This is a genomic window from Burkholderia torrens (genome assembly GCF_984668525.1).
This window is the reverse complement of the sequence record NZ_OZ480212.1, coordinates 2,432,058-2,456,829: the sequence shown is the minus strand read 5'-3', so window position 1 is coordinate 2,456,829 and position 24,772 is coordinate 2,432,058. Positions and strand designations below refer to the sequence as shown.

Genomic DNA, 24,772 nt, shown 5'->3' with positions numbered 1-24,772 from the left:
CGCCTTCGCGGCGTGTGCGGGGCCGTTCGGCGTTTCAATTGCCGGAAGCGATCATGGATGTGAATGTGAACGTGAACGAAGCGAATCGACGGGCGAGGGTGCCGCAGGCGCCCGTGGCGGGCCGTGACATCTGGCGCCGCGTGCTGCGCGCATGCGCGTCGATGGCCGACCGCATTGCCGGTGCCGGGCCCGACACGCGGCCCGCGCTGGCCGTGCGCGAAGCGCATCCGCGCACGCAGGTCTGGGTGTGGCGGTACGCGGTGCCGCTGCTGCTGGCCACGCTCGTCTGCGCGCTCGCGACGCTCGCGGCGAGCGCGCTGCTGCGCGTGTTCGACCTGTCGAACGTCGTGATGCTGTTCCTGATGACGGTCGTGCTGATCGCGCTGCGGCTCGGCAGGCTGGCCGGTGCGTGGGCCGCGTTCGTCTGCGTCGGCTGCTTCGACTTCTTCTTCGTCGAGCCGAGGCTGTCGTTTGCGGTGTCCGATACGCAGTACGTGTTCACGTTCGCGCTGATGCTTGCCGTCGCGCTCGCGATCGGCCAGCTCGCGGCGCGCCTGCGCGCGGAGGCACGCGCCGCGCGGGCGAACGAGAAGCGCTCGGCGGCGCTCGCGCGTGTCGCGCACGATTTGTCCGCCGCGATCGAAACCGAACAGATCGCATCGATCTGCACCGGCACGATCGCGCCGCTGCTCGGCGTGCGCGTCGCGCTCGTGCTGCCCGATGCGGATGACCGGCTGATGCCCGCGCGGCATGCGCGGTTCGTCGACGTACCGACGGCACGCTGGGTCTACGAAAATGGCCGCATGGCCGGTTGCGGATTGCCGCCGTTCGAGCGCGCGGCCGCGCAATACCTGCCGCTGAAGGCGCCGATGCGCGTGCGCGGCGTGCTCGTGCTGTTCGGCGACGCGCAGCCGGTGCCGACCGATCCGGACGACCGCCGGCTGATCGACGCATTGTGCTCGTCGATCGCGATGGCGCTCGAGCGCGTGCACTACGTCGGCGTCGCGCAGCACACGCTGGTCCGGATCGAAGGCGAGCGCCTGCGCAACGCACTGCTTGCCGCCGTGTCGCACGACCTGAAGACGCCGCTCACCGCGATCCGCGGGCTGGCCGAGACGCTGGAGCGGCCCGAGCGGCTCGCGCACGGGCAGCCGGCCGCGCTCGCGCACGGCATCCGCAACCAGGCCGAGGCGCTGCACGGGCTCGTCGTGAACCTGCTCGACCTCGCGCGGATGCAGAGCGAAGGCGTGCGGCTCAATCGCGAGTGGCACATGCTCGACGAGATCGTCGGCAGCGCGCTCGCGCATTCGGCCGGCGTGCTGGCCGGCCGCGACGTGAGCGTCGACCTGCCGGCCGACCTGCCGCTGATCGACGTCGACGCGCTGCTGATCGAGCGCGTGCTGATGAACCTGCTCGACAACGCGGCGAAATACGCGGGCGCGGAGGCGGCCGTGGCGGTGCGTGCGCGCGTGTTCGGCGAAACGCTGTACGTATTCGTCGAGGACGACGGGCCCGGTTTCATCGCGCGCAACACCGAGCCGCTGTTCGAGCCGTTCGAGCGCGAACGCAAGGAATCGTCGATCAGCGGCGTGGGGCTCGGGCTCGCACTGTGCCGCAGCATCGTCAACGCGCACGGCGGCTCGATCCGCGCGGTGCCGCTCGATCCGCACGGCGCGCGGTTCGAGATTCGCCTGCCACTGGGCGCGCCGCCCGATATCGAACACGAGAGCCGGACATGATCAGATCACGCGTATTGATCGTCGAGGACGAAGCGGACATCCGCCGCTTCGTGCGGATGGCATTGGAACAGGAAGGGCTCGACACCTGCGAGGCGTCGACGGCCCGCGAGGCGCGGATGTATGCGTCGAGCAGCAAGCCCGATCTCGTGATCGTCGATCTCGGGCTGCCGGACGACGACGGCAAGGCCTTCATCCGCGAGTTGCGCCAATGGTCGACGGTGCCGGTGATCGTGCTGTCGGCGCGGCAGCAGGAGGTGGAGAAGGTCGCGGCGCTCGATGCGGGTGCCGACGACTACCTGCCCAAGCCGTTCGGCGTGCCCGAACTGCTCGCGCGGGCGCGGGCGCAGTTGCGGCGCGCGGCGTTCGTGTCGGCCGACGGGCAGGCGTCGTCGATCGTGCGGTTCGGCGACGTGACCGTCGATCTCGGCCGGCATGAGGTCACGCGTGGCGGCGAGCCCGTGCATCTGACGCGCCTCGAATTCCGGCTGCTCGCCGCGCTGATCCGCGCGCGCGGCGGCGTGGTTGCCGCGCGGCAGTTGCTGGCCGAAGTCTGGGGCATTCACGACGCCGAGCGCGCACACTACGTACGCGTGTACATGACGAACCTGCGCCAGAAGCTCGAGCCGGTGCCCGCGAGGCCGCGGCACCTGCTGACGGAGCTGCAGTTCGGCTACCGGCTGGTCGGTCTCGAAACGGTCGGCGTGCCAAGCGAGGTCTAGACAGCCTTTGCGCGGCATCCGGCTGTCACCTTACGCCGCGAGAAAGCCGGAATTCAGCCTTGTGTAATCGATAATTAATTGAAAATTAAGGAGAATTGCGGCCCACGGCCATAATCCGCCGACAATTAGAGATAAACACGGATTGCTGGCGCCACCCCGGAAAAGGCAAAGTTGTATGTACAACTTGGAGCGTCGCCGGAAGGGGCGATTGCCGGGTTGGAAGGGTTCCCGGCGGGCAGTCCGGCCGGAACCCGGCCCAGTTCGCCTCTGACAGGAACGCCATGAAGAAACTCGCGCTCAGTATTGCCCTTGCCTGCATCGCGGTCGGTGCCCACGCCAAGGATTGGTCGACGATCCGGTTCGGCGTCGACGCCAGCTACCCGCCGTTCGAATCGAAGGACGCAAGCGGCAAGGTCGTCGGCTTCGACGTCGATCTCGGCAACGAGATCTGCGCCCGCCTGAAGGCGAAATGCGTATGGATCGAGAACGACTTCGACGGGATGATCCCCGCGCTGAAGGCGAAGAAGTTCGACGGCGTGCTGTCGTCGATGTCGATGACGCCGGCGCGTGCCGAGCAGATCGCGTTCTCCGACAAGCTGTTCAACACGCCGACGCGCCTCGTCGCGAAGAAGGGCACGAACCTGCAGCCGACGGCCGAATCGCTGAAGGGCAAGTCGGTCGGCGTCGAGCAGGGCACCATCCAGGAAACCTACGCGAAGGCCTACTGGGCGCCGAAGGGCGTGCAGGTCGTGCCTTACCAGAACCAGGACGGCGTGTACCAGGACCTGATGTCCGGCCGCCTCGACGCGGCGCTGCAGGACGCGGTGCAGGCCGACATCGGCTTCCTGAAGACGCCGCGCGGCGCGAACTTCGAATTCGCCGGCAAGGACATCGACGATCCGAAGACGCTCGGCAACGGCGCTGGCATCGGCCTGCGCAAGGACGATGCCGACCTGAAGGCGAAGATCGACCATGCGATCGCCGACATCATCAAGGACGGCACGTACAAGAAGCTCGAGAAGAAGTACTTCGCGTTCGACGTCTACGGCGGCTGACGCTCCATGCGGCGCGCACCGGTTGTGGCGCGCGCCGCGAGTGTTGCCGGGTGCAACCCGCTTCGCGTGACGCGTCCGACTTGATGAGCAGGTTGCATCAGGTAGTGCGTAGATATCGTTTGATGCGCGGGTAATGGCTATTGACAATCCAGCCACCTCGCTCTGGACTCCTCATATGATCTTCCAAGGATTTGGCCCGCTGCTGTGGGCCGGCACGGTCGAGACCGTGAAGCTCGCGGTGCTGTCGCTCGCCGCCTCGCTCGTGCTGGGGCTTGCCGGCGCGGCGGCGAAACTGTCGGCGAACCGCGTGCTCAAGTCGATCGGCACGTTCTACACGACGCTGATCCGCGCGGTGCCGGACCTCGTGCTGATGCTGCTGCTGTTCTACGGGATCCAGATCCTGCTGAACAACGTGACCGACCTGATCGGCTGGGACCAGATCGACATCGACCCGTTCGTGGCCGGCGTCGTGACGCTCGGCTTCATCTACGGCGCGTACTTCACCGAGACGTTCCGCGGCGCGTTCCTCGCGGTGCCGCGCGGCCAGCTCGAAGCCGGCTTCGCGTACGGGATGAGCGGCTGGCGCGTGTTCCACCGCATCCTGTTCCCGCAGATGATGCGTTTCGCGCTGCCGGGCATCGGCAACAACTGGCAGGTGCTCGTCAAGGCCACCGCGCTCGTGTCGATCATCGGTCTCGCCGACGTCGTGAAAGCGTCGCAGGATGCAGGCAAGAGCACGCTCGATTTCTTCTTCTTCACGCTGGCTGCGGGCGCGATCTACCTCGCGATCACGACGGTGTCCAACGTCGTGCTGCATCACCTCGAGAAGCGTTATTCCGTCGGTGTCCGGAGGCTCGCACTGTGATCGAACTCGTCAGCCAGTACTGGCAAAGCTATCTCTACACCGACGGCTACCGCTTCAGCGGCCTCGCGATCACGCTGTGGCTGCTGGTCGTGTCGATCGCGCTCGGTTTCGCGCTCGCCGTGCCGCTCGCGATCGCGCGCGCGTCGTCGAACCGCTGGATCTCGGGCTCCGTCTGGCTCTATACGTACGTGTTCCGCGGCACGCCGCTCTACGTGCAGCTGCTGATGTGCTACACGGGCATCTACAGCCTGCAGGTCGTGCATAACCACGTGCTGCTCGACACGTTCTTCCGCAACGCGATGAACTGCACGCTGCTCGCGTTCGTGCTGAACGAATGCGCGTACGCGACGGAGATCTTCGCCGGTGCGATCAAGGCGACGCCGGCCGGCGAGATCGAAGCCGGGATGGCCTACGGGATGTCGCGCTTCAAGCTTTATACGCGCATCATCCTGCCGTCCGCGCTGCGCCGTTCGCTGCCGAGCTACAGCAACGAAGTGATCCTGATGCTGCACGCGACGACACTTGCGTTCACCGCGACCGTGCCCGACATCCTGAAGGTCACGCGCGACGTCAATTCGGCGACGTACATGTCGTTCCAGGCCTACGGCATTGCCGCCGTGCTGTACGCCGTCGTCGTGTTCGCGCTCATCTGGGCGTTCCGCAAGCTCGAGACGCGCTGGCTCGCGTACCTCTCGCCGCGCAGCCACTAACGCATCCGCAAGATTCGCAAGGAAGGACCCAGCATGTACAAGCTTACCGTTGACAACCTGCACAAGAAATTCGGCGACAACGAGGTGTTGAAGGGCGTGTCGATGAAGGCGAAGGCCGGCGACGTCATCAGCATCATCGGCTCGAGCGGCTCCGGCAAGAGCACGTTCCTGCGCTGCATCAACTTCCTCGAACAGCCGTGCTCGGGGCAGATCACGATCGGCAGCGAGCCGATCCAGACCACGCGCGACCGCAACGGCTCGTTGCGCGTGGCCGACCAGAAGCAGCTGCAGCGCATGCGCACGAAGCTGTCGATGGTGTTCCAGCACTTCAACCTGTGGGCGCACATGACGGTGCTCGAGAACGTGATCGAGGCGCCGATGGCCGTGCTCGGCGTCGGCAAGGATGAAGCGATCGAACGGGCGCGCAAGTACCTGGAGAAGGTCGGCCTCGCGCCGCGCGTCGAGGGCATGTATCCGTCGCACCTGTCGGGCGGCCAGCAGCAGCGCGTCGCGATCGCACGTGCGCTCGCGATGGAGCCCGAAGTAATGCTGTTCGACGAGCCGACGTCGGCGCTTGATCCAGAACTGGTGGGCGAAGTGCTGAAGGTGATGCAGAAGCTCGCCGAGGAGGGCCGCACGATGATCGTCGTCACGCACGAGATGGGCTTCGCGCGCAACGTGTCGAATCACGTGATCTTCCTGCATCAGGGGAAGATCGAGGAAGAGGGCGATCCGCAGCAGATTCTCGTGAATCCGAAGAGCGAACGGCTCGGGCAGTTCCTGTCGGGGCGGTTGAAGTAAGGCCGCGTGCGGATTTGCATCAACGCCCGTGAAGTCGTCGCGGCTTCACGGGCGTCGATGCGAACCACGCCTACTGTTGCGCGAGCGCGTCCGTCAACGGGCGCTGCGCGACGCGCACGAGATTGTCGCGGCCCGCACTCGGGCTCGACCATTGCAGGTGCATGCTGGCCGGTCCGCTCGCATGCACGTACTCCACGCGGATCGGCACGTTCCGCTTCTGCGCGAGGTGGATGCGGCCCTTTGCGGTCGCGAGCCCCGGCTGCGCCTTGTCGATCACCTTGCGCCCGTCGATCCACACGCGTGCGACGTTGTCGCTCGTCACGCTGAACGTGTAGTTGTCGCCCTTCGGAATATCGAGCGCGCCGGTCCAGCGGATCGCATAGTTCGTCGCATTCATCCCCTTCGACGCATCGGGCGAATCGGTGCCGCGCTCGGTGTTCAGGTCGAAATCGACCAGCGGCGTGATCGACGAGAACACCGGCGTCGTGAACGTCGTGTCGTTGTAGTACGTCGCGTTCAGCACGCGCAGCCGCGAGCTGAACGCGCTCGCGAGCGCCTGCACCTCGGCCGTGCTCCACGGGTGGCCGTCGGGGTAGAGCGTGCCCTGGAACGGCGTGGCCGGCTCGACGGTGGCCGGTGCCGATGCCGTCTGCCCCCAGTGGAAGCGCGTATTCGTGCGGCCGATCATCAGTTCCCACACGAGGAAGCCCGTCTTGCCGCCGTACGTCGACGCGATGCCGGCCATCGTCTGGCCGGCCTGGCCGCCCGGCCAGCCGCGCTGCAGCGTTTCCGAATTCAGGCTGTCGAGCAGGCTCGGCGGCAGCGAGTAGTCGGGCGTCGTCGCGTTGAGCGCATACGGGTGGAACGCATGGAAGTCGGAGAAGTAGTCGCCTTCCGCCTCCTGCACGTTCGGCGAATTGATCGGCTGCGTCGCGCCCGCGTTCAGGATCGCGATGCGCGCGTCGTTCATCATCAGCGCGCGCGTCGGCTGCAGCGCGCCGTTGCCGCTGCAGCCGGGCTCGTTCATCGGTTCCCAGTACAGGATGCGCGGATCGTTGCGGTGCGCGGACACGAAATCGGCGATGTAGTGCTGCAGGTCCTGCTTGTACGTGGTCGACGCGCCGGCCGCGACCGGCTGCAGGTACTGCTGCTCGACCGACTGCCCGGGCGACTGCACCCAGCGGCTGTTGTGCACGCCGAAGATCGGCGCGGGCTGCGGGCCGTATGCGGGATCGACGTGCCAGCAATCGTCGTAGAAGATCGGCGCGACCTTCAGGCCGTGGCGCGCGGCGATCTCGAGCAGGCTGTCGAACTTCGCGAGGAACGCGTCGCGGTCGTTGACCCAGTTCAGGTAGTGCAGGTAGACGGTGATCGTGTTCATTCCGTACGTCTGCGCGTAGTCGAGCTCGCGGTCGACGATCGCCGGATCGTAGTTTTGCCAGAAGTCGATCGCGTTGACGGCATTCCACGGGTTGTACACGGCGCCGACCACGCGCGAGAAGTCGTACGTTGCCGGCGCGACGTCCGGATAGCGGCTGACGGTCACGTTGCTGAACGCGACGCTCGCACCGAAGCGGCGCAGCCCGAACGCACCCGCGCGCAGCGCGGTCGTCAGGCCGCTCGTCGCGTCGTTGATGCTGATTACCTGCGTGCCGTCCACATGGACGTCGATCGCGTTGTTGCGCGTGACGACCTTCAGGTGATGCGTGCTGCCCGGCACGATCGCAGGCACCGGATAGTCGACGAAGTCGGTCCAGTTGTTCTGCTCGCGGCCGACCTGCACGACGTGCCGCACCGCGTCGAGCCCGATGTAGTAGCCCGTCAGTGCGTCGGTGCCGACCGTCGGGTTCGTCACGTGCACGATGAAGCCCGCATTCGCGGTATTGGCGCCCGGTGCCGGTGCGCCGATCGTGACGTCCGCTTCGTAAGACGCGTGACCGTACGCCGGATGCTGCGCGTTCGTGACGAGCTTCGCGCCGTCCGTGCTCGTGCCGTCGATCCGGATCGTGTTCGACCCGCCGCTCGTCCAGGCCGGGCCGTATGTATCGAAGTCGGCGAGCGTCAGCGTTTGCGTGTCGATCGCGACAGGCGGCGCCGGCGGTGCATAGGGCGGCACGCCGCGCGACGACACGCGCAGCGCGGGCGTCGGCCCCGGCAGGCCGAGCGTGACGAGCTGGTTCGGGAAGTGCGACGGGCCGCCGTACCCGGCATTCATGAAATCGCCGGATGCCGCGGTATTCGCGGCGGTGGCACTGTCGCTCGCCGCGGCGTCGATGGCGGCACGCGCGGCGAGTGCCGATGCGGACGGGGCGGACGAATCATCGCCGCCGCATGACGCGAGCAGCACGACGACCGCCAGCGCGGCGGGTTTGAGGCGAGACGTGATAGTCATTCTGGACTCCGGATGAATGAGGAGAAGCGGACGACTGGTGACTCGATGCGGATGCAGCGGTATCCGGACAGGACGCGTCGCGGAACGGTAGGCGTGTGAGGTGCGGACGGGCGGAGCGGGCAGCGCGGCGGGTTCGCGCGCATTCGCTTCCGGTCACCGTCTCGTCGTGTTGCCTTGTGGTGGCTCGGGGTTCTGCCCGATGCCGACGCAAGTATAGAAATGCTTTTAAATTATTACTAATAATTTAGCGATGGTGTTTACCCTGAAGCAGGCGGCGGCCGAGGGTCAGCCGGACGGGAAGGGCCGCGCGTGAAGGCGGCGGGCGGCGAATGCGCCGCGCCGTCCGGTGTTCAGCGTCAGCGGGAAGGCGAAGGCGGCCGGATGCTTACACGCTGGCCGAGTGCGCGGCCGTCTCGACGGTCCGCACCGAGCCGCGCTCGACCAGCGGCCCGTCGAGCTTGATCGCGCGGCGGCGCACGGGCATCCCGACCGCGCGGTTCTGCTCTTCCTGCAGCAGGATCTCGACGGCCCAGCGGCCGAGCTCGTAGTTCGGCAGCACGATCGTTGACAGCGGCGGGTGCGTGTGCCGCGCGATTTCCTGGTCGTCGTAGCCGAGCACCGACACGTCGTCGGGCACGCGCATGCCGAGATGCTTGACGGCCTCGATCGCGCCGATCGCCATCAGGTCGTTCGCGCAGAAGATCGCGGTGGGCGGGTTCGGCTCGCGCAGCAGCGACAGCGTCTGCTCGAAGCCGGTATCCGAACCCCAGTCGCCGTCGCGCACGAGCTCCGGCGCGAACGGAATGTCGGCCGTCGCGAGCGCGGTGCGATAGCCCTTCAGGCGATCCTTCGCGGCGTCCTGCCACGGCTCGCCGTTGACGTAGCCGATGCGCCGGTGGCCCGCGCGCAGCAGGTATTCGGTCGCCGCATGCCCGCCCGCGACTTCGGCCGGCACGATCGACGACAGCCCGCTTTCGGCCGTATAGCAGTTGAGCAGCACGGCCGGCACGCGCAGCAGCTCGGGCGGCAGCGTGACCTTGCGCGTATAGACGGTCGCATAGACGACGCCGAGCAGGTTCGGCATCGCGAGCACCGAATCGAGCACCTGGCGCTCGATATCGACGTTGCCGTGCGTCGAGTACACGGCGAGCAGCTTGCCGTTCGCATAGGCCGCGTCGCGTGCGCCGTCGATGTTGACGACCGGATGCGGGCTCGTCGAGATTTCGTCGGCGAGATAGACGATCAGGTCGCGCTCGCCGTCGTGCGTCATCGCCACTTCGCGCGGCAGGAAGCGATAGCCGAGCTCGTGCGCGATCTTCAGCACCTTCTCGCGCGTGGTGTCCGAGAACTTGGTGCCCGCCGCGTTGTTCAGCACGAGGGAGACGGTGGATTGCGACACGCCGGCAAGCTTGGCGATGTCGGTCATCGTGGGGCGACGTTGAGTAGAGCGTTTCACGGTAGGAGCGCGGTCCGGCCTCGGCAGGATGGGCAAATGAATCGGTAATGAGCGGGTCGGATCAATCTGACTCGACGGTAACATCGGCAAATCTGGCCGGCAATCAAGCTTTACGCGTGCTTTGCCGGATGCGTCGACGTCGAGATAATAATATCAACAAATATTATTGACCACGCGTGCCGCGCCATGCCATCCTTTGCCGCACCTGCCCGCGGCCGGCGCGGTATGCCGGCCGGCGGGGTCGTCAGTCTCGCGTCCCGGGGGATGATCGATGATGCCGATGGAACTACCGCGCAGCGCCAACCTGATCGAACTGACCAGCGCCACGGCCCGCGTGTGCGTCGCGCCGAAGGTGGGCGGCTCGATCGCCGCCTACTACGAGGTCGAGCGCGACCGCCAGCGGCACTGGTTCCGGCCTGCCACCGCCGAGGCGGTGGCGAGCGGCGACCCGCTCGGCATGGCGAGTTTCCCGCTGTTCCCCTACTGCAATCGCATCCGCGACGCGAAGTTCGCATTCGACGGCCGCACGATCGACCTGTCCGGCCCGCACGATGCATTCCGGCATGCGCTGCACGGCCACGGCTGGCGCCGGCCGTGGCAGGTCGGACGACAGGACGCCGCCTCGGTCGAACTGCACTTCGAGCACCGGCCCGATCGCGGCCGGCAGGGCGACTGGCCGTTCCGCTACGAGGCGCGCCAGACGATCCGGCTGGACGGCGGCAGCCTGTCGATCACGCTGTTCGCGCGCAATCTCGACGCGCGGCCGATGCCGTTCGGCATGGGCCATCATCCGTATTACGTCAGGACCTCGCGCACGCTCGTCAGGGCGCAGGTGGACGCCATGTGGCACATCGACGACGACGTGCTGCCGACCCGCGTCGGCGCGCATCCGGCCGTCGATGCGCTGCGCGACGGGCTGCGGGTCGATGCGTTCGATCTCGACAACAATTTCGTGGGCTGGGCACGCGAGGCCGCGGTGATCTGGCCCGAGCGCGGCTGCCAGGTCGTGATGTCGGCGCAGCGGCCGTTCGACCAGCTCGTCGTGTTCGCACCCGCCGGCGTCGATGCGCTGTGCGTCGAGCCCGTGACGAACACGACGGACTGCTTCAACGTGGGCGCGCGCGACCGCGCCGCGCCCGTCGGCGGCTGCGTGCTGGCGCCCGGCGAGTCGCTGGAAGCGACGCTGCGCTGGACGCCCGGCCCGATCTGAGCGGGCGCTCGGCGGTACGGGATTATCCCGAGTCGGGCAGGCGATAATATCGAGTAATAATATTAATTCGTGACGCCGGAGCCGGCCGTGTGTGCCACGGCGTGCGGGTCGATCACAACACAACACTTGGAGACGATGATGCCGAGCCGTGCAAAGCTGCAACGTATCGTGGTGACGATGGGTGTGACGCTCGGATGCGTCGCGATCGCGCAGGCGCAGGACAATGCGCAGAAGGTCGGGTCGAGTTCCGCGCAGACCTGCACGAATCCGAAGCCGGGCAGCGTGAAGCTGACCGATCTGGTGGTCGGCTTCTCGCAGTCGGAGAACGAACAGAACCCGTTCCGCGCGACCGAAACCGCATCGGTGCGCGCCGCTGCGAAGGCGGCCGGCGTCAAGCGGCTGCTGTATACGAATGCGAACGCGAACCAGGCGAAGCAGGTCGCCGACATCGAAAGCATGATCAACCAGGGCGCGCAGGCGCTGATCGTCGCGCCGAACGATTCGACCGGCCTGCAGCCCGCACTCGCACAGGCACGCGCGAAGGGCATCCCCGTCGTGACGATCGACCGGCAGACGGCCGGCACGCCGTGCCAGGATTTCATCACGTTCCTCGGCTCCGATTTCTTCCGGCAAGGGCAGCGTGCCGCGCAGGCGCTCGCCGATGCGACCGGCGGCAAGGCGACGATCGCCGAGATCCAGGGCGGCTACGGCAATACCGTCGAGAGCCAGCGTACCGACGGGTTCGCCGATGGCCTGAAGAAATTCCCGAACATGAAGATCGTCGCGTCGCAGACCGCGAACTGGTCGGCCACCGAAGCGCAGAAGGTGATGGAGCAGGTGCTGCTCGCGCATCCCGACGTGACCGCCGTCTACGCACAGGCCGACACGATGGCGCTCGGCGCGATGACCGCACTGCGGCAGGCCGGCAAGCAGCGCGGCGTGACGGTCGTGTCGATCGACGGCACGAAGGATTTCGTCATCGCGATCGCGAACGGTTCGGCCGCCGCGAGCGTCGAGACGAACCCGCGCTTCGGCCCGCTCGCGTTCAAGTCGCTTGAAGCGTGGTTCGCCGGCAAGCCGGTCGCGCAGAAGCAGATCATGGACGATGCGCTGTACGACAAGGCGAACGCGAAGCATTCGCTCGAAGCGAACCTCGTCTACTGACCGGCCGGTAAACGATCGGCAATCGATCGGCAACCGCTCACACGCGAACGCGAGGCGCGAGATGGACGCAACGCTTTCCGCCGGACCCGGCGCCGACGATGGCGCCGGCGGCAAACCGGTCGTGCTCGAGACGCGCGGCGTCGGCAAGACATTCGGCGTCGTGCGAGCGCTCGACGGCGTGTCGCTGACCTTGCGCGCGTGCGAGGTGCACGGGCTGATGGGCGAGAACGGCGCCGGCAAGTCGACGCTGATCAAGATCCTCACCGGCTTTCACCAGCCCGATGCGGGCGAGATCCGCGTCGACGGCGCGCCCGTGTCGTTCGACAGCCCGCGTGCCGCGCAGCGCGCAGGCATCTGCGCGGTCTACCAGGAAATCAACCTGATCCCGGAACGCAGCGTGGCCGAGAACATCTTCCTCGGCCACGAGCCGCGCCGCTTCGGCCCGTGGATCGATCGCCGCGCGATGCTGGCGCGTACGCGCGAGATCGTCGAGCGCTACGGGCTCGACGTCGATCCGGCCGACAAGGTCGGTTCGCTCGGGCTCGGCCAGCAGCAGATGGTGTCGATCGCGCGTGGCGTGTCGCTCGGCGCGCGCGTGCTGATTCTCGACGAGCCGACGTCGGCGTTGAGCGGCGCGGAAGTGGAGGTGCTGTTCGGCGTCGTCGACCAGTTGCGCGCGACCGGCATCGCGATCGTGCTCGTGAGCCATCGGCTGTCCGAGTGCTACCGGATGTGCGATCGGCTCACGGTGCTGCGCGACGGCGCGGTGGTGCGCAGCGATACGCCCGACCGGCTGCCGCGCATGGCGCTGATTTCGGCGATGCTCGGCCGCGAAGTCGGTGCGCATGGTCCGCGCGAACAGGCGGAAGCGGCCGCTGCCGACGCGGCGCAGGAGCCGGCACTCGCCGTCGACGGGTTGCGCTGGGGCACGCGGTTGCGCGACGTGTCGTTCCGTGTCGCGCCGAAGGAGATCGTCGGGCTCGCGGGCCTGCTCGGCGCCGGGCGCACCGAAACGTTCAAGGCCGTGTTCGGCGCGCAGCCGCCGGATGGCGGCGCGGTGCGCGTCGGCGGCCACGCGCTCGATGGTGCGGATCCGTCGCGCGCGATTCGCGCAGGGCTCGCGTTCCTGTCCGAGGATCGCCGCTCGGAAGGCATTTTCTCGAAGCTGTCGGTGCGCGAGAACATCGTCGTCTGCGTGCTGCCGCGCATCGCGCGCTTCGGCTTCATCTCCGTGCGCAAGCAGGAAGCGCTCGTCGAGCGCTACATCCGCGAGCTGGGCATCAAGACGTCGCATGCGGGCGCGCCGATCTCGACGCTGTCCGGCGGTAACCAGCAGAAGGCGCTGATCGCGCGCTGCCTGTCGACCGAGCCGTCGGTGCTGCTGCTCGACGATCCGACGCGCGGCATCGACGTCGGCGCGAAGGCGGAAGTACACGATCTCGTCAAACGGCTCGCCGATGAAGGGCTCGCCGTCGTCGCGACGTCGTCGGAGATGGAAGAGCTGCTCGAGCTGGCCGACCGGCTCGTGATCCTGCATGAAGGCGCGACGAGCGGCGAGCTGTCGACGCGCGGCGCGAGCCCCGACGACGTGACCGCGTTGCTCGCGAACCAGGCGTAGCGCGCCGGATATCGATTGGAGGATGAGGAAAGCGTGAACCTTGCCAACCTGATGAGCGAACCGGATGAAGCACGCCGCACGTCGCGCCGCTCGCTGTTCGCGCAGGCGCGCGACCACAGCGTGTATCTCGCGTTCGTCGCGCTCGCCGTCTTCAACCTGCTCGTCACGCCCGGCTTCTCGAGTCCGCTCGCCGCGCGCAGCCTGCTGTTCCAGGCCGCGCCGATCGTGCTGATCGCGCTCGGGCAGAACCTCGCGATTGCGACGCGCGGGATCGACCTGTCGGTCGGTTCGGTGATGGCGCTGTCGAGCGCGATCATCGCCGTGTGTTTGCCGTATGGAACGGGCGCGGCATTCGCGGCAGCGATCGCGATCGGGCTCGCGGTCGGCCTCTTCAACGGCGGGCTCGTCGCGCGGCTCGGCATCGATCCGCTGATTTCCGGGCTTGCATTGCTGGTTGCCGCGCGCGGGCTGGCGCAAGCGTTGCTCGGCGGCTCGCGCGTGAGCCTGCCGCCTTCCGATGCGTTCGATTTCATCGGCGTCGGCACGTTCGTCGGATTGCCGGTCGTGATGCTGATCGCGCTCGCGTGCGCGGCCGTCGTGTTCTTCGTCGTGCGCAACACGACGTTCGGGCGCTACACGATCCTCGTCGGCGCGAGCCGCGATGCCGCGCATCTCGCCGGTGTGCCCGTGCGGCGCACGCTGCTGGCGGTCTACGCGGCGAGCGGTGCGTTGGCCGGGCTCGCCGGCCTGTTCGCCACCGCGCGTCTCGGCGCGGGCGATCCGAACTACGTCGGCGTGAACTTCGAACTCGATGCGATCGCCGCGTCGGTGATCGGCGGCACGCCATTGTCGGGCGGGCGCGTATCGATCGTCGGCACCGTGTTCGGCGTGCTGCTGCTGCAACTGCTCGACGCCAGCTTCATCATGAACAACATCACCTACACGTATGCGCAGATCCTGAAGGCCGCGTTCATCCTCGGCGCGCTGTACCTGCAGCGCTCGGGAGCCTGACATGTCGACCGCGCCGATTTCCACACCTACCGCGCAGGACGCGAGCCGCGCTCGCCGCGCGCAGTTCGTCCGTCTCGTGCAGGCGCGCGGCGCGATCGCGATCCTCGTGCTCGTGTGCCTGATCGCCGGCCGCGTGTTTCCGCATTTCCTGAGCGCGCCGAACCTGCTCGACATCGTCGCGGCCGCCGCGTTCGTCGCGCTGATCACGATCGGGCAGAGCTTCGTCATCATCCTCGGCGGGTTCGACCTGTCGGTCGGCTCGCTCGTCGGGCTCGGCACCGTGATCGCCGCGTATGCGGCGCCGTATGGCTGGGGCGCGGCGCTCGCCGCACCTGTCGGCGCCGGGCTGATCGTCGGGCTCATGAACGGCTGGCTGATCGCGCGGGCGCGCATGGCTCCGTTCATCGTCACGCTCGCCGCGCTGCTCGGGTTGAAAGGGCTGGCGCTCGTGCTCGCGAGCCAGGACATGCTGATCGCGAATCCCGGGTTCTTCGCGACGATCGCGAACGGTACGCTGTTCGGGATCGGCAATCTCGTCTGGATCGTGCTCGTCGCGTATCTCGTCGCCGCGTTCGTGCTGAATCACACGCGCTACGGCGCGGGCGTATTCGCGATCGGCGGCAACGAGGAAGCCGCGCGGATGCTCGGCGTGAACGTCGAAGGGCTCAAGATCGTCACGTACGGGCTGAGCGGGGCGCTCGCGGGGCTGGCCGGCGCGCTGCTCGCGTCGCGGCTCGATTCGGGCCTGCCGGGCGCGGGCAACAGCTACGAGCTGCAGTCGATCGCCGCGGCGGTGATCGGCGGCGTGTTGCTGACGGGCGGCGTCGGCACGCTGTTCGGGCCGCTCGCGGGCGTGCTGCTGCTCGGCGTGATCGAAAACGTGATCAACCAGGTCGGCACGTTGAGCCCGTACTACCAGAACCTCGCGAGCGGCGCGTTCCTGCTGCTCGCGGTGATCGCGCAGACGCTGCTGACGGGCAAGCGGCGCAAGCGGTGACGCGCACGGTTGCGTGCAGCTGCAAACTGGAACGCTAAATGCTTGTCACGCGTGATCCTTTCGATGAAGGAGCACGACGATGAGCACACCGACCACCACCGCCTTTTCCCACGTCAGGCCGCAGGACACCGTATTTCGCGGCGAAGGCCTGCGCGACTTCTTCCTGTATCGCGATCTCGGCATCGCGGCCGCGACGAACGGCAAGGTCGTCGCGCAACTCGTCAGGGCAAATCATGCACCGGAGGCGGGCACCGGCTGGCACCGTCACGAGGCCGAGTTCCATATCGTGATCATGCTGAAGGGCTGGGCGCGCTTCATGTACGGCGAACAGGAAACGCTGGTGGCCGCCGGCGACTGCGTGCACCAGGCGCCGGGAATCGTCCACTACCTGTTCGACTACTCGCCGGACATGGAGTACCTGGAGATCGTCGGGCCCGCCGATTTCAAGTCGATCGACGTCGACGGGCCGTGCGCGGTACCGCCGCCGACGCCGTGGAGCGAGGCGGGCGCTTAGCCTTCACGCGTTCCTGAACATGCAGTCGACCAACCGCCTTCGGGCGGTTTTTTATTTAGCCACTGGCACCCGCGACAGGCTTCCTTCCCATTTCGTTCGCTTCGACGCATTGCTTCGAATTCCCAAGCGTTGCCGAGCTGAAGATCCGGAAAGAAAGGAAAGGCATTCGTCAGCTTCGACGGCCGATTGGCGATGCGATGTCAAAGATCGTCAATTGCACGCAGGTGCGGTGCACGGCCTGTCGACGACCGGCGTTAAGGAGGTACCAGCCGGATCACCGGCTGACCTATCCGGGAGAGTTTCACCATGAACCGCATCGCGAAGATCCTGACGGCAACCGCACTGGCTTGCGCCGTGCTCGTGCCGGCACTGGCCGAAGCGCATTCGCACCGCGTGTGCCACTTCGATCATCACCACCATCGCGTGTGCCGCTGGGTGCGGTAACCGTGGTCTTTCCCGGGGATGTCCCGGACGTTTCATCTTTCAGGCAAATCAGGAGAGGATCATGAAAAAAACGATGTTGATCGCCGCGCTGGTCGCCGGCATGGGTATGTCGATCGGTGCGTTCGCGCAGGTTCCGGCCAGCGCGCCGGCCGGCACGACCGGTCTGTGCAAGGACGGCTCGTTCTACTCGGGCGCGTCGAAGAAGGGCGCATGTGCTGGCCACAAGGGCGTGAAGGCGTGGTACGGCGCGTCGGCCGCTGCCGCGGCGAGCGCACCGGCCGCAGCGCCGGCCACGGCGGCTTCCGCTGCGCCGGCATCGGGCGCCGCACCCGCGAAGAGCGCCGCCGCAACGACCGCCGCGGCGCCGGGCGGCGGTGCGGGCAAGGTGTGGGCGAACGACAGCACGAAGGTCTATCACTGCTCGACCGACAAGTACTACGGCAAGACGAAGCACGGCAGCTACATGTCGGAAGCCGACGCGAAGGCGAAGGGTTACCACGCGTCGCACGGCAAGGCCTGCTCGTAAACGCGCAGGGCCGGCGCGCGCGTTCAATCGCGCGCGTCGTCCGAACGCGGCAGCACACGTCGCCCCGCCTCTCCGGCGGGGCGATTCATTTGCAGCGCCGCGCACGCTCAGTGCGCGAGATGCGATCGTGTTTCCGTCGCCGCGTCATCCGCGGTTGCGCGCGCATCGAGCAGCGCGCGCAGCGTGACGTAGTGGGTGCCGCTTGCGTCGCCTTCCGCGGTCGCGGTGCGATCGTACGGCTCGTTGTCGTGGATCGTCGCCCGCACGATCGGATAGATCTGCGTTTCCCACCGGCTGCCGTTGAACACGCCGTAGTGCCCCACGCCCGTCTGTACGTGGTGCGTCTTCAGATACGGCGGTAAGCCCGAACACAGTTCCTGCGCGGCCACCGTCTGGCCCACTGCGCAGATATCGTCCTTCTCGCCCTCGATCGTCAACAGCGCGGTGCGATGAATCGCAGCCGGTTCGACGAGCCTGTCGCCGACGATCAGTTCGCCGCGTGCGAGCGCGTATTGCTGGAACACCTTCTCGACCGTTTCCAGATAGAACTCCGCGGTGAGATCGGCCGTCGCGAAATATTCGTCGTAGAAGTGCCGCAGCGTGTCGGCTTTCGCGGGGTCGCCTTTCGCGCGTTCGTAGTACAGATCGGCGAACGACGCCGCATGCCGGTCCGGGTTCATCGACATGAACGCGCCCACTTGCACGAAGCCCGGATACACGCACCGCTGCGCGCCGACGAAGCCTGTCGGTACGACGCTGATCAGGTTGCGCGCGAACCATTCGATCGGCTGGCTCGTCGCGAGCTCGTTGACCTTCGTCGGATTCACGCGGCAGTCGATCGGGCCGGCCATCAGCGTGAGGCTCGCCGGTTGTGCCGGATCGCCGCCGGCCGCCATCAGCGCGACTGCCGCCAGCGACGCGACGGTCGGTTGGCAGATCGCGAGCACGTGCGCGTCCGGGCCGATGTGGCGGACGAAGTCGATCACGTGCGTCACATACTCGTCGAAACCGAAGCGGCCGGCTGCCAGCGGGATGTCGCGCGGGTTGTGCCAGTCGGTGATGTACACGTCGTGGTCGGCCAGCATCGTGCGTACCGTGCCGCGCAGCAGTGTCGCGAAGTGCCCGGACATCGGCGCGACGATCAGCACGCGCGGCTGGCGCGCGACCGCCCCCGCCTTGCGGAAATGCAGCAGCGTCCCGAACGGCGTCGTTGTTGCCGCTTCCTCGACGATCGGCACCGTTTCCCCGTCGACGATGACCGATTCGATCCCGAACGGCGGGCGCCGGTGCGAGAACGCGCAGCATTCGAGCAGTTCGCACAGCGCGTCGACCATGCGGCCCGTCGGTGTCGACGTCGCCGGCGGCCACAGCGACATCGTCGCGCGCGTGGCGGCTGCCCATGCGCGCGCCGGGCGCAGGCATTCAGCAGACCATTGATAAAACGGATAGGCAAGCATGTTCATGGCCGTCGTTCGTTGCGCCGCAGTACAGGGAACGAGGCAAGCCGTGTGCCAGCGTGCGGCTGGCACGCGCGTTGCACGCGGTTCGAGAGCGCGGCAGCGCAAGCGGCACGTGACGACGGATGGACGAAGGCGACGCGCCGCTGCGCCGTCCCGGCGCGCGATACGTGCCGCGATGCCGTGCGACGTTGCGCCAGTTCGGCGAACGGAGCGCACAGGTGTGGTGCGGGCGGTCGCGCGGCGCGTCCGTTACGGTGCAGGGGCACGAACGACATATTCAGCAGGGGAGCGACATGGAATCCAACGCACGGACGACGCTGACCATCAGCAGCCGCAACTACTCGTCATGGTCGATGCGCGGCTGGTTGCTCGCGAAGCTGAGCGGGGTCGCGTTCGAGACGGTCAGCGTGCCGATCGATGCGACGTCGCGCGCGGAGTTGCTGCTGCTGTCGCCGTCGATCCTCGTGCCGTGCCTGACGCACGACGGCAACGCGGTGTGGGACACGCTCGCGATCGCCGAATACCTGAACGAGATCCGCCCGCAGGCGCGGCTGCTGCCCGACGACCGCCATGCACGCGCGCATTGCCGGTCGATTTGCGGCGAGATGCATTCCGGCTTCAGCGCATTGCGATCCGCGCTGCCGATGAACCTGCGCGGGCATTTCCCCGGCTTCCGGATCTGGTCGCGCGCGCAGCACGACATCGAGCGGATCGTGACGATCTGGCGCGAATGCCTCGCCGAGTACGGCGGCCCCTGGCTGTTCGGTGCGGAGATCGGCATTGCCGATGCGATGTACGCGCCGGTCGTCACGCGCTTCCTGACCTACGACGTGAAGCTCGAACCGGACGTCGCCGAATACTGCATGCGCGTGCTCGCGCATCCGTTCGTCGCCGAGTGGATCGAAGCGGCGAAGGCCGAGCACGAAGACATCGACGAACTCGACATGGAGTTCTGACGCACGCACTCGCCGCACACGTTCAATTTCGCGACATGCGCAAGGGGCGAAACGAACATTCGATGCGCTCGCGCAACTCGCAAACGTTTTACCTTGATTTCGGTTCGAAACGAGGACGAATTCCCTAAAGGATGTTGAGCCCCATGACGTAAACAGGTCACGGGGATGACTCGCGATCGCACGCTTCAGACGTGCGACGCGCAGTCCGCAACAACCAGCGCAGCAGGGGGATCGACTTGTGAATCGTCAGCAATCGTGGACGCGTACGGCGGCGCCCGGGGAAATCATTTATTCCGAGGGCTTCGCCGGCGAGCCCGTCATCTTTCTGATTACCGACGGCAAGGTCGAGCTGTCCACGCGATGCGACGACAAGCGCGTCATCGTCGCGACGCTCGGCCGTGGCGAGTTCTTCGGCGAATCGGCGTTGCTCGCGGCCGAACCGCGAGCGCATACCGCGAAGGCGCTGTCGTTCTGTCAGCTCACCGTCGTGCCGGCCAGCATGCTCGATGACGAAATCGAGCGGGTGTCCGCGCTGCTGCGCCACATCGTGCGGACGATGATCCGCCGCGTGAAGCGCAAGGACGACCAGCTCGCGACCTACACGCATGGCGACTTCATGCCGGGCGTGCTGTCGTATGCGCACCTGCTGGCGCTGATGGCGAACGCCGATGCGCGCGAAGCCGCTGACACGTGGGCGCGCCGGCCGATGCAGGCCCATGCGGCCGAAACCTCGGTGCCGCTCGCCGAAGTCATCCGCAAATGCCGCGCGATTGCCGGCCATTCGCGCCCGCACGTGCTCGCGATGCTGCGGCGCATGGAGAAGCTCAATCTCGTCACGATCGAAGCCGCGCAGGGTGACGCTGCCGGCGGCGCGATCGACCATGCGGCCTCGTCGGATGCGCGCCAGGTCGTCACGTTCGACGCCGCTCGCGTGATCGATCGCGCGCAGCAGGTGGCCGATCACGATCTCGACCTGTCGATCAACAGCGAACTCGAACTCATCGAACTGGCCGATCTCGAATCGCTGATCGGCGTCGACCGGACGCTGCTGCTCAGCAAGCTCTCGAACGGCGAGATCGCCGACGAAGTGTTTGCGTTCCGCAAATCGAAGGTGCTCAGTTTCGTCGAGCAGAAGGGCGTGGCGTACTTCTCGCGGCGCAACGGGCGTCGCGGCGGCGACGTGCGCGCGCTGGAGGACATCGTGTGGGTCGACCAGCGCACGCTGTTCGACGTGATCAGCGCGTTCGATACGTACGACCTCGCGAAGCTGATCGCGAATCTCGACGATCGCGCCGTGGCCGACAAGCTGTTTTCCGTGATGACCGAGGCGCGGCGCAACGAAGTGTCGTGGGTGATGCGCCGCGAGATCAAGCTCGATCCGATCGAGGTCGAGGAGATCGAGCAGCGCGTGCTGGATGCCGTGCGTGTGGCGAAGGCGCCTGTGGCGGGCGTGGCGCCGGTGGCGTCGACGTCGTCGTCGGATGCGTGAAACGGAGAAACGTATGGATCTGTTGACCCTGGCCGGCGTGGTGCTCGGCGGCGCGGCGATCGTGTTCGGTTTCGCGCTCGAAGGCGGGCATTTCTCGATGCTGTTCCAGTTCGAGGCGCTCGTGATCGTGCTCGGCGGCACGCTCGGCGCGGTGATGATCCAGAACACGTGGGCGCGCTTCTTCGACGCGGTGAAGCAGTTGCGGCTCGCGTTCGTGCGGGCGCGCGAGGTCGATCGCAAGAACCTGTCCGACCTGCTCGAATGGGGTGACCGCGCGAAGCTCGACGGGTTGCTCGCGTTCGAATCGATGGACGTGAGCGGCATTCATCCGTTCGCGCGCCGCGGGCTCGAACTGCTTGCGAACGGCGTGTCGACCGCCGTGCTCGAGGATGCATTGCAGCGCGAACTCGATGCGTACGAACGCAGCCGCCTCGCTGCCGTGCGCGTGTGGCAGCAGGCCGGCGGTTATGCGCCGACGTTCGGCATTCTCGGTTCGGTGCTCGGGCTCGTGCAGGTGACGAGCCATATTCTCGAACCCGCGCAGCTCGGGCCGGGCATCGCGATGGCGTTCGTCGCGACGCTGTATGGCCTCGCGTTCGCGAACCTCGTGTTCCTGCCGCTGTACGGCAAGCTGCGCGCGCAGATCGACAGCGAGATGCGGTTCCGCAAGCTGTATCTCGACGGCTTGCTCGCGATTTCGCGCAAGGAGTCGCCGCATACGATCGAAACGCGCCTGACCGGCGATGTGCGCGGGCGCGCGGCGGAATCGCTGGCGTGATGTTCGTGCGCAGGTATCTGTCTGCGCGCCTGTACCTTATGACGAACCCGGACTCCCGACAGCATGACTGCTCGAACTGACGGCGCATCCGCTGCCGATCGCGACGATGACGAACTCGAAGGCGCGCAGTCCGGACGCTGGCTGATTTCGTACGCGGATCTCATCACGACGCTGATGGTGCTGTTTCTCGCGCTGTACGTGCTGCAGCTCGCGAAATACAACGCGCTCGATGCGCGGTACCAGACGCTTGCGCGGCAGGCCGGCGGTGCTGCGACTGCCGCCGCCGAACCCGTCAAGTCCGACGCTGCGCCGCCGTGGCTCGCGTTGCTCGATTCGTTGAAGTCGAACGGCCGGATCTCGCTGGTGAAGGCGCCGCACGGTGTCGAGATCGGCATCGACGCGAAGATCCTGTTCAATGTCGGCGATGCGCGCTTGCTGCCCGATTCGTCGCCCGTGCTGAACCAGATTGCGCAGGCGCTCAGCGATCATGCGACCGGCGACATCCTCGTCGAAGGCCACACGGACAACGTGCCGATCGCGAACGCGAAATACGAATCGAACTGGGAGCTGTCGTCGGCGCGTGCGGGCAGTGTCGTGCGCTACCTGACCGAGCGCGGTATCGCGCCGCATCGGCTGGCGGCGATCGGGCGGGCCGATACGCAGCCGCTCGTCGCGGGCGACGATACTGCATCGAGGGCGCGAAACCGGCGCGTTACGATCTTCGTTGCATACTGATTAGCGTGGTACTCGCGTTGTGCCAACGCATATAGGCGGCCGCATATGCCCGCCTGTCATCAACATAACGAATCTCGCATGATTGGTATCTGAAATCAGCGATGCGGTTCTGCGCGTGCATGCCGATAACCCAAACTGGCTCAGACCGAGCGGTTATCGAGGGTTCCCCATGCATTTCTGGCGCAAGCTTTCCATTCAGAACAAGCTGATTCTCAGCATGACGAGTTGCCTGCTCGTGTTCGTCGCGATTTCGAGCGGGCTCAGCGTTCGTCTGATCGGCAACGCGGTGCGCGAGCGCGTCGTCCACGAAGAGCTGCCGACCGCCGTGAACGGCATTCGCGCCGACGTGCAGCGCCAGATGGCCGGCCCGATCGCTGCGTCGCGCATCCTCGCGCGCGATGCATTCCTGCTGCAATGGGAAGCCGACGGCGAACCCGACGCCGGCACGCGCAACTGGATCCAGTTCGCAAAGAACGTGAAGGACGAGCAGAAGGCCGCGTCCGTGCAGTGGGTGTCGGTCAAGAGCGGCAACTACTACAACGAAGCCGGCCTGCAGCGGAAAGTGACCGACAAGGATCAGTGGCTGACCAGCTTCCTGTCGTCCGGCAAGGCGTACGACGTAAACATGGATCGCGAGGAGACCGTCGGCGGCTACATGATGTTCATCAACAGCCGCGTGGAAATCGACGGCGTGCCGATCGGCGCGGCATGCATGAGCCTGTCCGTCGATGCGCTCGCGAAGGGCATCTCGGCTTATCGGATCGGTGAGACCGGGTTTGCGTATCTCGTGCGCCCCGACGGCGCGATCATGATGCATCGCGATACGTCGCTGATCGACGGCAAGCATTTTCTGAAGGATGAGCCGGGGCTGCCGGGGGATGCGTCGTCGACGTTGCTTGCGGGCAAGCCTTATGCGTATCTCAGCTACGAGGGTGATGGTGGCGCGCGGTTCATCGCGACGTCGTTCATTCCTGAGTTGAATGCGTATGTGGTCGTCCAGGTACCGCAGGCCGAACTGCTCGGGCCGGTGACGCGCGCGATCCGCAGCGCGGCGCTCGTTGCGGCGGTGGTGGGGCTTGGGGTTGCGCTGCTCGTGATCTGGCTGGTGGGGCGCGCGATTGCTGCGCCGATTCGGCGGGCGGCGACGTTGTTGTCGGAGATTGCGAGCGGTCAGGGTGATTTGACGCGCCGGATGACGGTCGAGAGCGAGGACGAGATCGGGCAGCTGTCGGACGCGTTCAACCGGTTCGTGTCGTCGCTGTCGACGCTGGTTCACCGGATTCGGGCGGCTTCGGCTTCGATCGCGACCGGGTCGGCGCAGATTGCTTCTGGGAATGCGGATCTCAGCGAACGCACCGAAGGGCAGTCGAGCAACCTGGAGCGGACGGCTTCTTCGATGGAAGAGATCACGGCCGTGGTGCGCAACAACACCGAGACGGCGACTACTGCGGCGAAGATGATCAACGGTGCGGCGGATACGGCGGCGCGTGGCGGGCAGGTGGTGGGCGAGGTCGTGACGACGATGGAGCAGATCAGCAACGCTTCGCAGCGGATCTCCGAGATCATCGTGATGATCGACAGTATCTCGTTTCAGACGAATATTCTGGCGTTGAATGCTGCGGTGGAGGCGGCACGGGCGGGGGAGCAGGGGCGTGGGTTTGCTGTTGTCGCTTCGGAAGTGCGGAATCTCGCGCAGCGTAGTGCGCAGGCGGCGAAGGAAATCAAATCGCTGATCGAGCACAGCGCGGGGACGGTTGGTGCCGGGTCGCGGCTGGTGAGTGAGGCGGGGAAGGTGATGAGTGATGTTGTCTCGCAGGTTCAGGGCGTTAGCGCGATGATGAGCGAGATTGCGGAGGCTAGCCTGGAGCAGAGCGCCGGGATCGACCAAATCGGGGACGCGGTGCAGTCGCTCGATCAGATGACGCAACAGAATGCGGCTCTGGTCGAGGAAAGTGCGGCGGCCGCGGAGAGCTTGAAGCAGCAGGCGGCGGAATTGACCAAGCTGGTTTCGGCTTTTAAAGTGGATGAGTAAGGGCTGATTGGCGGGTTGAGGATCGGGTGTTTCTGAGGGCGGCTGCCGTGGGGTCACGGCAGCCGTTTTTGCTTGTTGGCGCGGGATTTAGTGGCGTTTAT

General features: G+C 66.5%; 22 protein-coding genes. 19 read left to right on the top strand and 3 right to left on the bottom strand.

Annotated features, from left to right (window positions below):
• Positions 1 to 53 precede the first annotated feature (53 nt).
• The 6 genes from AC5LXX_RS27205 (at position 54) to AC5LXX_RS27180 (ending at position 5,889) form a co-directional block, all read left to right on the top strand.
• Positions 54 to 1,739, top strand: coding sequence for a DUF4118 domain-containing protein (locus AC5LXX_RS27205; RefSeq protein ID WP_493411720.1), 1,686 nt, complete (start codon positions 54 to 56; stop codon positions 1,737 to 1,739).
• Positions 1,736 to 2,458 (top strand): response regulator, encoded by a 723-nt coding sequence (locus AC5LXX_RS27200; protein ID WP_493411719.1) that lies wholly within the window; start codon positions 1,736 to 1,738, stop codon positions 2,456 to 2,458. The genes AC5LXX_RS27205 and AC5LXX_RS27200 overlap by 4 nt, the downstream gene beginning before the upstream one ends.
• A 281-nt stretch (positions 2,459 to 2,739) precedes the next feature.
• Entirely contained in the window at positions 2,740 to 3,513 is a 774-nt protein-coding gene (locus AC5LXX_RS27195; RefSeq protein WP_039344924.1) for an ABC transporter substrate-binding protein, read from the top strand.
• 175 nt (positions 3,514 to 3,688) lie between these two features.
• The gene (locus tag AC5LXX_RS27190; RefSeq protein WP_124455877.1) at positions 3,689 to 4,378 is read left to right on the top strand and encodes an ABC transporter permease; all 690 of its coding nucleotides are present in this window, start codon (positions 3,689 to 3,691) and stop codon (positions 4,376 to 4,378) included.
• Entirely contained in the window at positions 4,375 to 5,088 is a 714-nt protein-coding gene (locus tag AC5LXX_RS27185) for an ABC transporter permease (RefSeq protein WP_493403723.1), read from the top strand. The genes AC5LXX_RS27190 and AC5LXX_RS27185 overlap by 4 nt, the downstream gene beginning before the upstream one ends.
• 33 nt (positions 5,089 to 5,121) lie before the next feature.
• The gene (locus AC5LXX_RS27180; RefSeq protein WP_493411718.1) at positions 5,122 to 5,889 is read left to right on the top strand and encodes an ABC transporter ATP-binding protein; all 768 of its coding nucleotides are present in this window, start codon (positions 5,122 to 5,124) and stop codon (positions 5,887 to 5,889) included.
• Positions 5,890 to 5,959: 70 nt separating this feature from the next.
• Here the strand turns inward: AC5LXX_RS27180 and AC5LXX_RS27175 are convergent, their stop codons facing one another.
• Positions 5,960 to 8,281 carry a PA14 domain-containing protein gene (locus AC5LXX_RS27175; protein WP_493411717.1) on the bottom strand — a complete coding sequence of 774 codons (2,322 nt, stop codon included), beginning with the start codon at positions 8,279 to 8,281 and terminating at the stop codon, positions 5,960 to 5,962.
• 385 nt (positions 8,282 to 8,666) lie between these two features.
• A complete protein-coding gene (locus AC5LXX_RS27170) occupies positions 8,667 to 9,707 on the bottom strand; it encodes a LacI family DNA-binding transcriptional regulator (protein ID WP_493411716.1) in 1,041 nt (346 codons plus the stop codon).
• Between the two features lie 304 nt (positions 9,708 to 10,011).
• On the opposite strand from AC5LXX_RS27170, the gene AC5LXX_RS27165 reads away from it, so the two are divergent.
• The 8 genes from AC5LXX_RS27165 to AC5LXX_RS27130 all read left to right on the top strand — a co-directional run bounded on the left by AC5LXX_RS27165 (position 10,012) and on the right by AC5LXX_RS27130 (position 17,221).
• A complete protein-coding gene (locus AC5LXX_RS27165; protein ID WP_493413427.1) occupies positions 10,012 to 10,947 on the top strand; it encodes an aldose 1-epimerase in 936 nt (311 codons plus the stop codon).
• A gap of 135 nt (positions 10,948 to 11,082) precedes the next feature.
• A complete protein-coding gene (locus AC5LXX_RS27160) occupies positions 11,083 to 12,111 on the top strand; it encodes an ABC transporter substrate-binding protein (RefSeq protein ID WP_493411715.1) in 1,029 nt (342 codons plus the stop codon).
• 61 nt (positions 12,112 to 12,172) lie between these two features.
• Complete coding sequence (locus AC5LXX_RS27155) at positions 12,173 to 13,729, top strand: sugar ABC transporter ATP-binding protein (protein WP_493411714.1); 1,557 nt, start codon at positions 12,173 to 12,175, stop codon at positions 13,727 to 13,729.
• A 33-nt stretch (positions 13,730 to 13,762) separates the two neighbouring features.
• Complete coding sequence (locus AC5LXX_RS27150) at positions 13,763 to 14,740, top strand: ABC transporter permease (protein WP_493411713.1); 978 nt, start codon at positions 13,763 to 13,765, stop codon at positions 14,738 to 14,740.
• Between the two features lies 1 nt (position 14,741).
• Positions 14,742 to 15,737 (top strand): ABC transporter permease, encoded by a 996-nt coding sequence (locus AC5LXX_RS27145; RefSeq protein WP_493411712.1) that lies wholly within the window; start codon positions 14,742 to 14,744, stop codon positions 15,735 to 15,737.
• A gap of 79 nt (positions 15,738 to 15,816) precedes the next feature.
• Complete coding sequence (locus AC5LXX_RS27140) at positions 15,817 to 16,251, top strand: cupin domain-containing protein (RefSeq protein WP_493411711.1); 435 nt, start codon at positions 15,817 to 15,819, stop codon at positions 16,249 to 16,251.
• A 306-nt stretch (positions 16,252 to 16,557) separates the two neighbouring features.
• Positions 16,558 to 16,695 carry an HHHH-motif protein gene (locus tag AC5LXX_RS27135; RefSeq protein ID WP_006488624.1) on the top strand — a complete coding sequence of 46 codons (138 nt, stop codon included), beginning with the start codon at positions 16,558 to 16,560 and terminating at the stop codon, positions 16,693 to 16,695.
• A 61-nt stretch (positions 16,696 to 16,756) separates the two neighbouring features.
• Positions 16,757 to 17,221 (top strand): DUF3761 domain-containing protein, encoded by a 465-nt coding sequence (locus AC5LXX_RS27130; protein ID WP_124455887.1) that lies wholly within the window; start codon positions 16,757 to 16,759, stop codon positions 17,219 to 17,221.
• A gap of 107 nt (positions 17,222 to 17,328) precedes the next feature.
• Here the strand turns inward: AC5LXX_RS27130 and AC5LXX_RS27125 are convergent, their stop codons facing one another.
• Complete coding sequence (locus tag AC5LXX_RS27125; protein WP_493411710.1) at positions 17,329 to 18,684, bottom strand: polyhydroxyalkanoate depolymerase; 1,356 nt, start codon at positions 18,682 to 18,684, stop codon at positions 17,329 to 17,331.
• 290 nt (positions 18,685 to 18,974) lie between these two features.
• Here AC5LXX_RS27125 and AC5LXX_RS27120 point away from each other — a divergent pair, with 290 nt between their 5' ends.
• The 5 genes from AC5LXX_RS27120 to AC5LXX_RS27100 all read left to right on the top strand — a co-directional run bounded on the left by AC5LXX_RS27120 (position 18,975) and on the right by AC5LXX_RS27100 (position 24,671).
• On the top strand, positions 18,975 to 19,637 hold the full coding sequence (locus AC5LXX_RS27120; RefSeq protein ID WP_493411709.1) for a glutathione S-transferase family protein: 663 nt from the start codon (positions 18,975 to 18,977) through the stop codon (positions 19,635 to 19,637).
• 238 nt (positions 19,638 to 19,875) lie between these two features.
• Entirely contained in the window at positions 19,876 to 21,126 is a 1,251-nt protein-coding gene (locus AC5LXX_RS27115) for a cyclic nucleotide-binding domain-containing protein (RefSeq protein ID WP_493411708.1), read from the top strand.
• 13 nt (positions 21,127 to 21,139) lie between these two features.
• Positions 21,140 to 21,904 carry a flagellar motor protein gene (locus AC5LXX_RS27110; protein WP_124455891.1) on the top strand — a complete coding sequence of 255 codons (765 nt, stop codon included), beginning with the start codon at positions 21,140 to 21,142 and terminating at the stop codon, positions 21,902 to 21,904.
• 63 nt (positions 21,905 to 21,967) lie between these two features.
• The gene (locus AC5LXX_RS27105) at positions 21,968 to 22,639 is read left to right on the top strand and encodes an OmpA/MotB family protein (RefSeq protein ID WP_493411707.1); all 672 of its coding nucleotides are present in this window, start codon (positions 21,968 to 21,970) and stop codon (positions 22,637 to 22,639) included.
• Between the two features lie 169 nt (positions 22,640 to 22,808).
• Positions 22,809 to 24,671, top strand: a complete 1,863-nt coding sequence (locus AC5LXX_RS27100; RefSeq protein ID WP_493411706.1) for a methyl-accepting chemotaxis protein — start codon at positions 22,809 to 22,811, stop codon at positions 24,669 to 24,671.
• Positions 24,672 to 24,772: the final 101 nt, after the last annotated feature.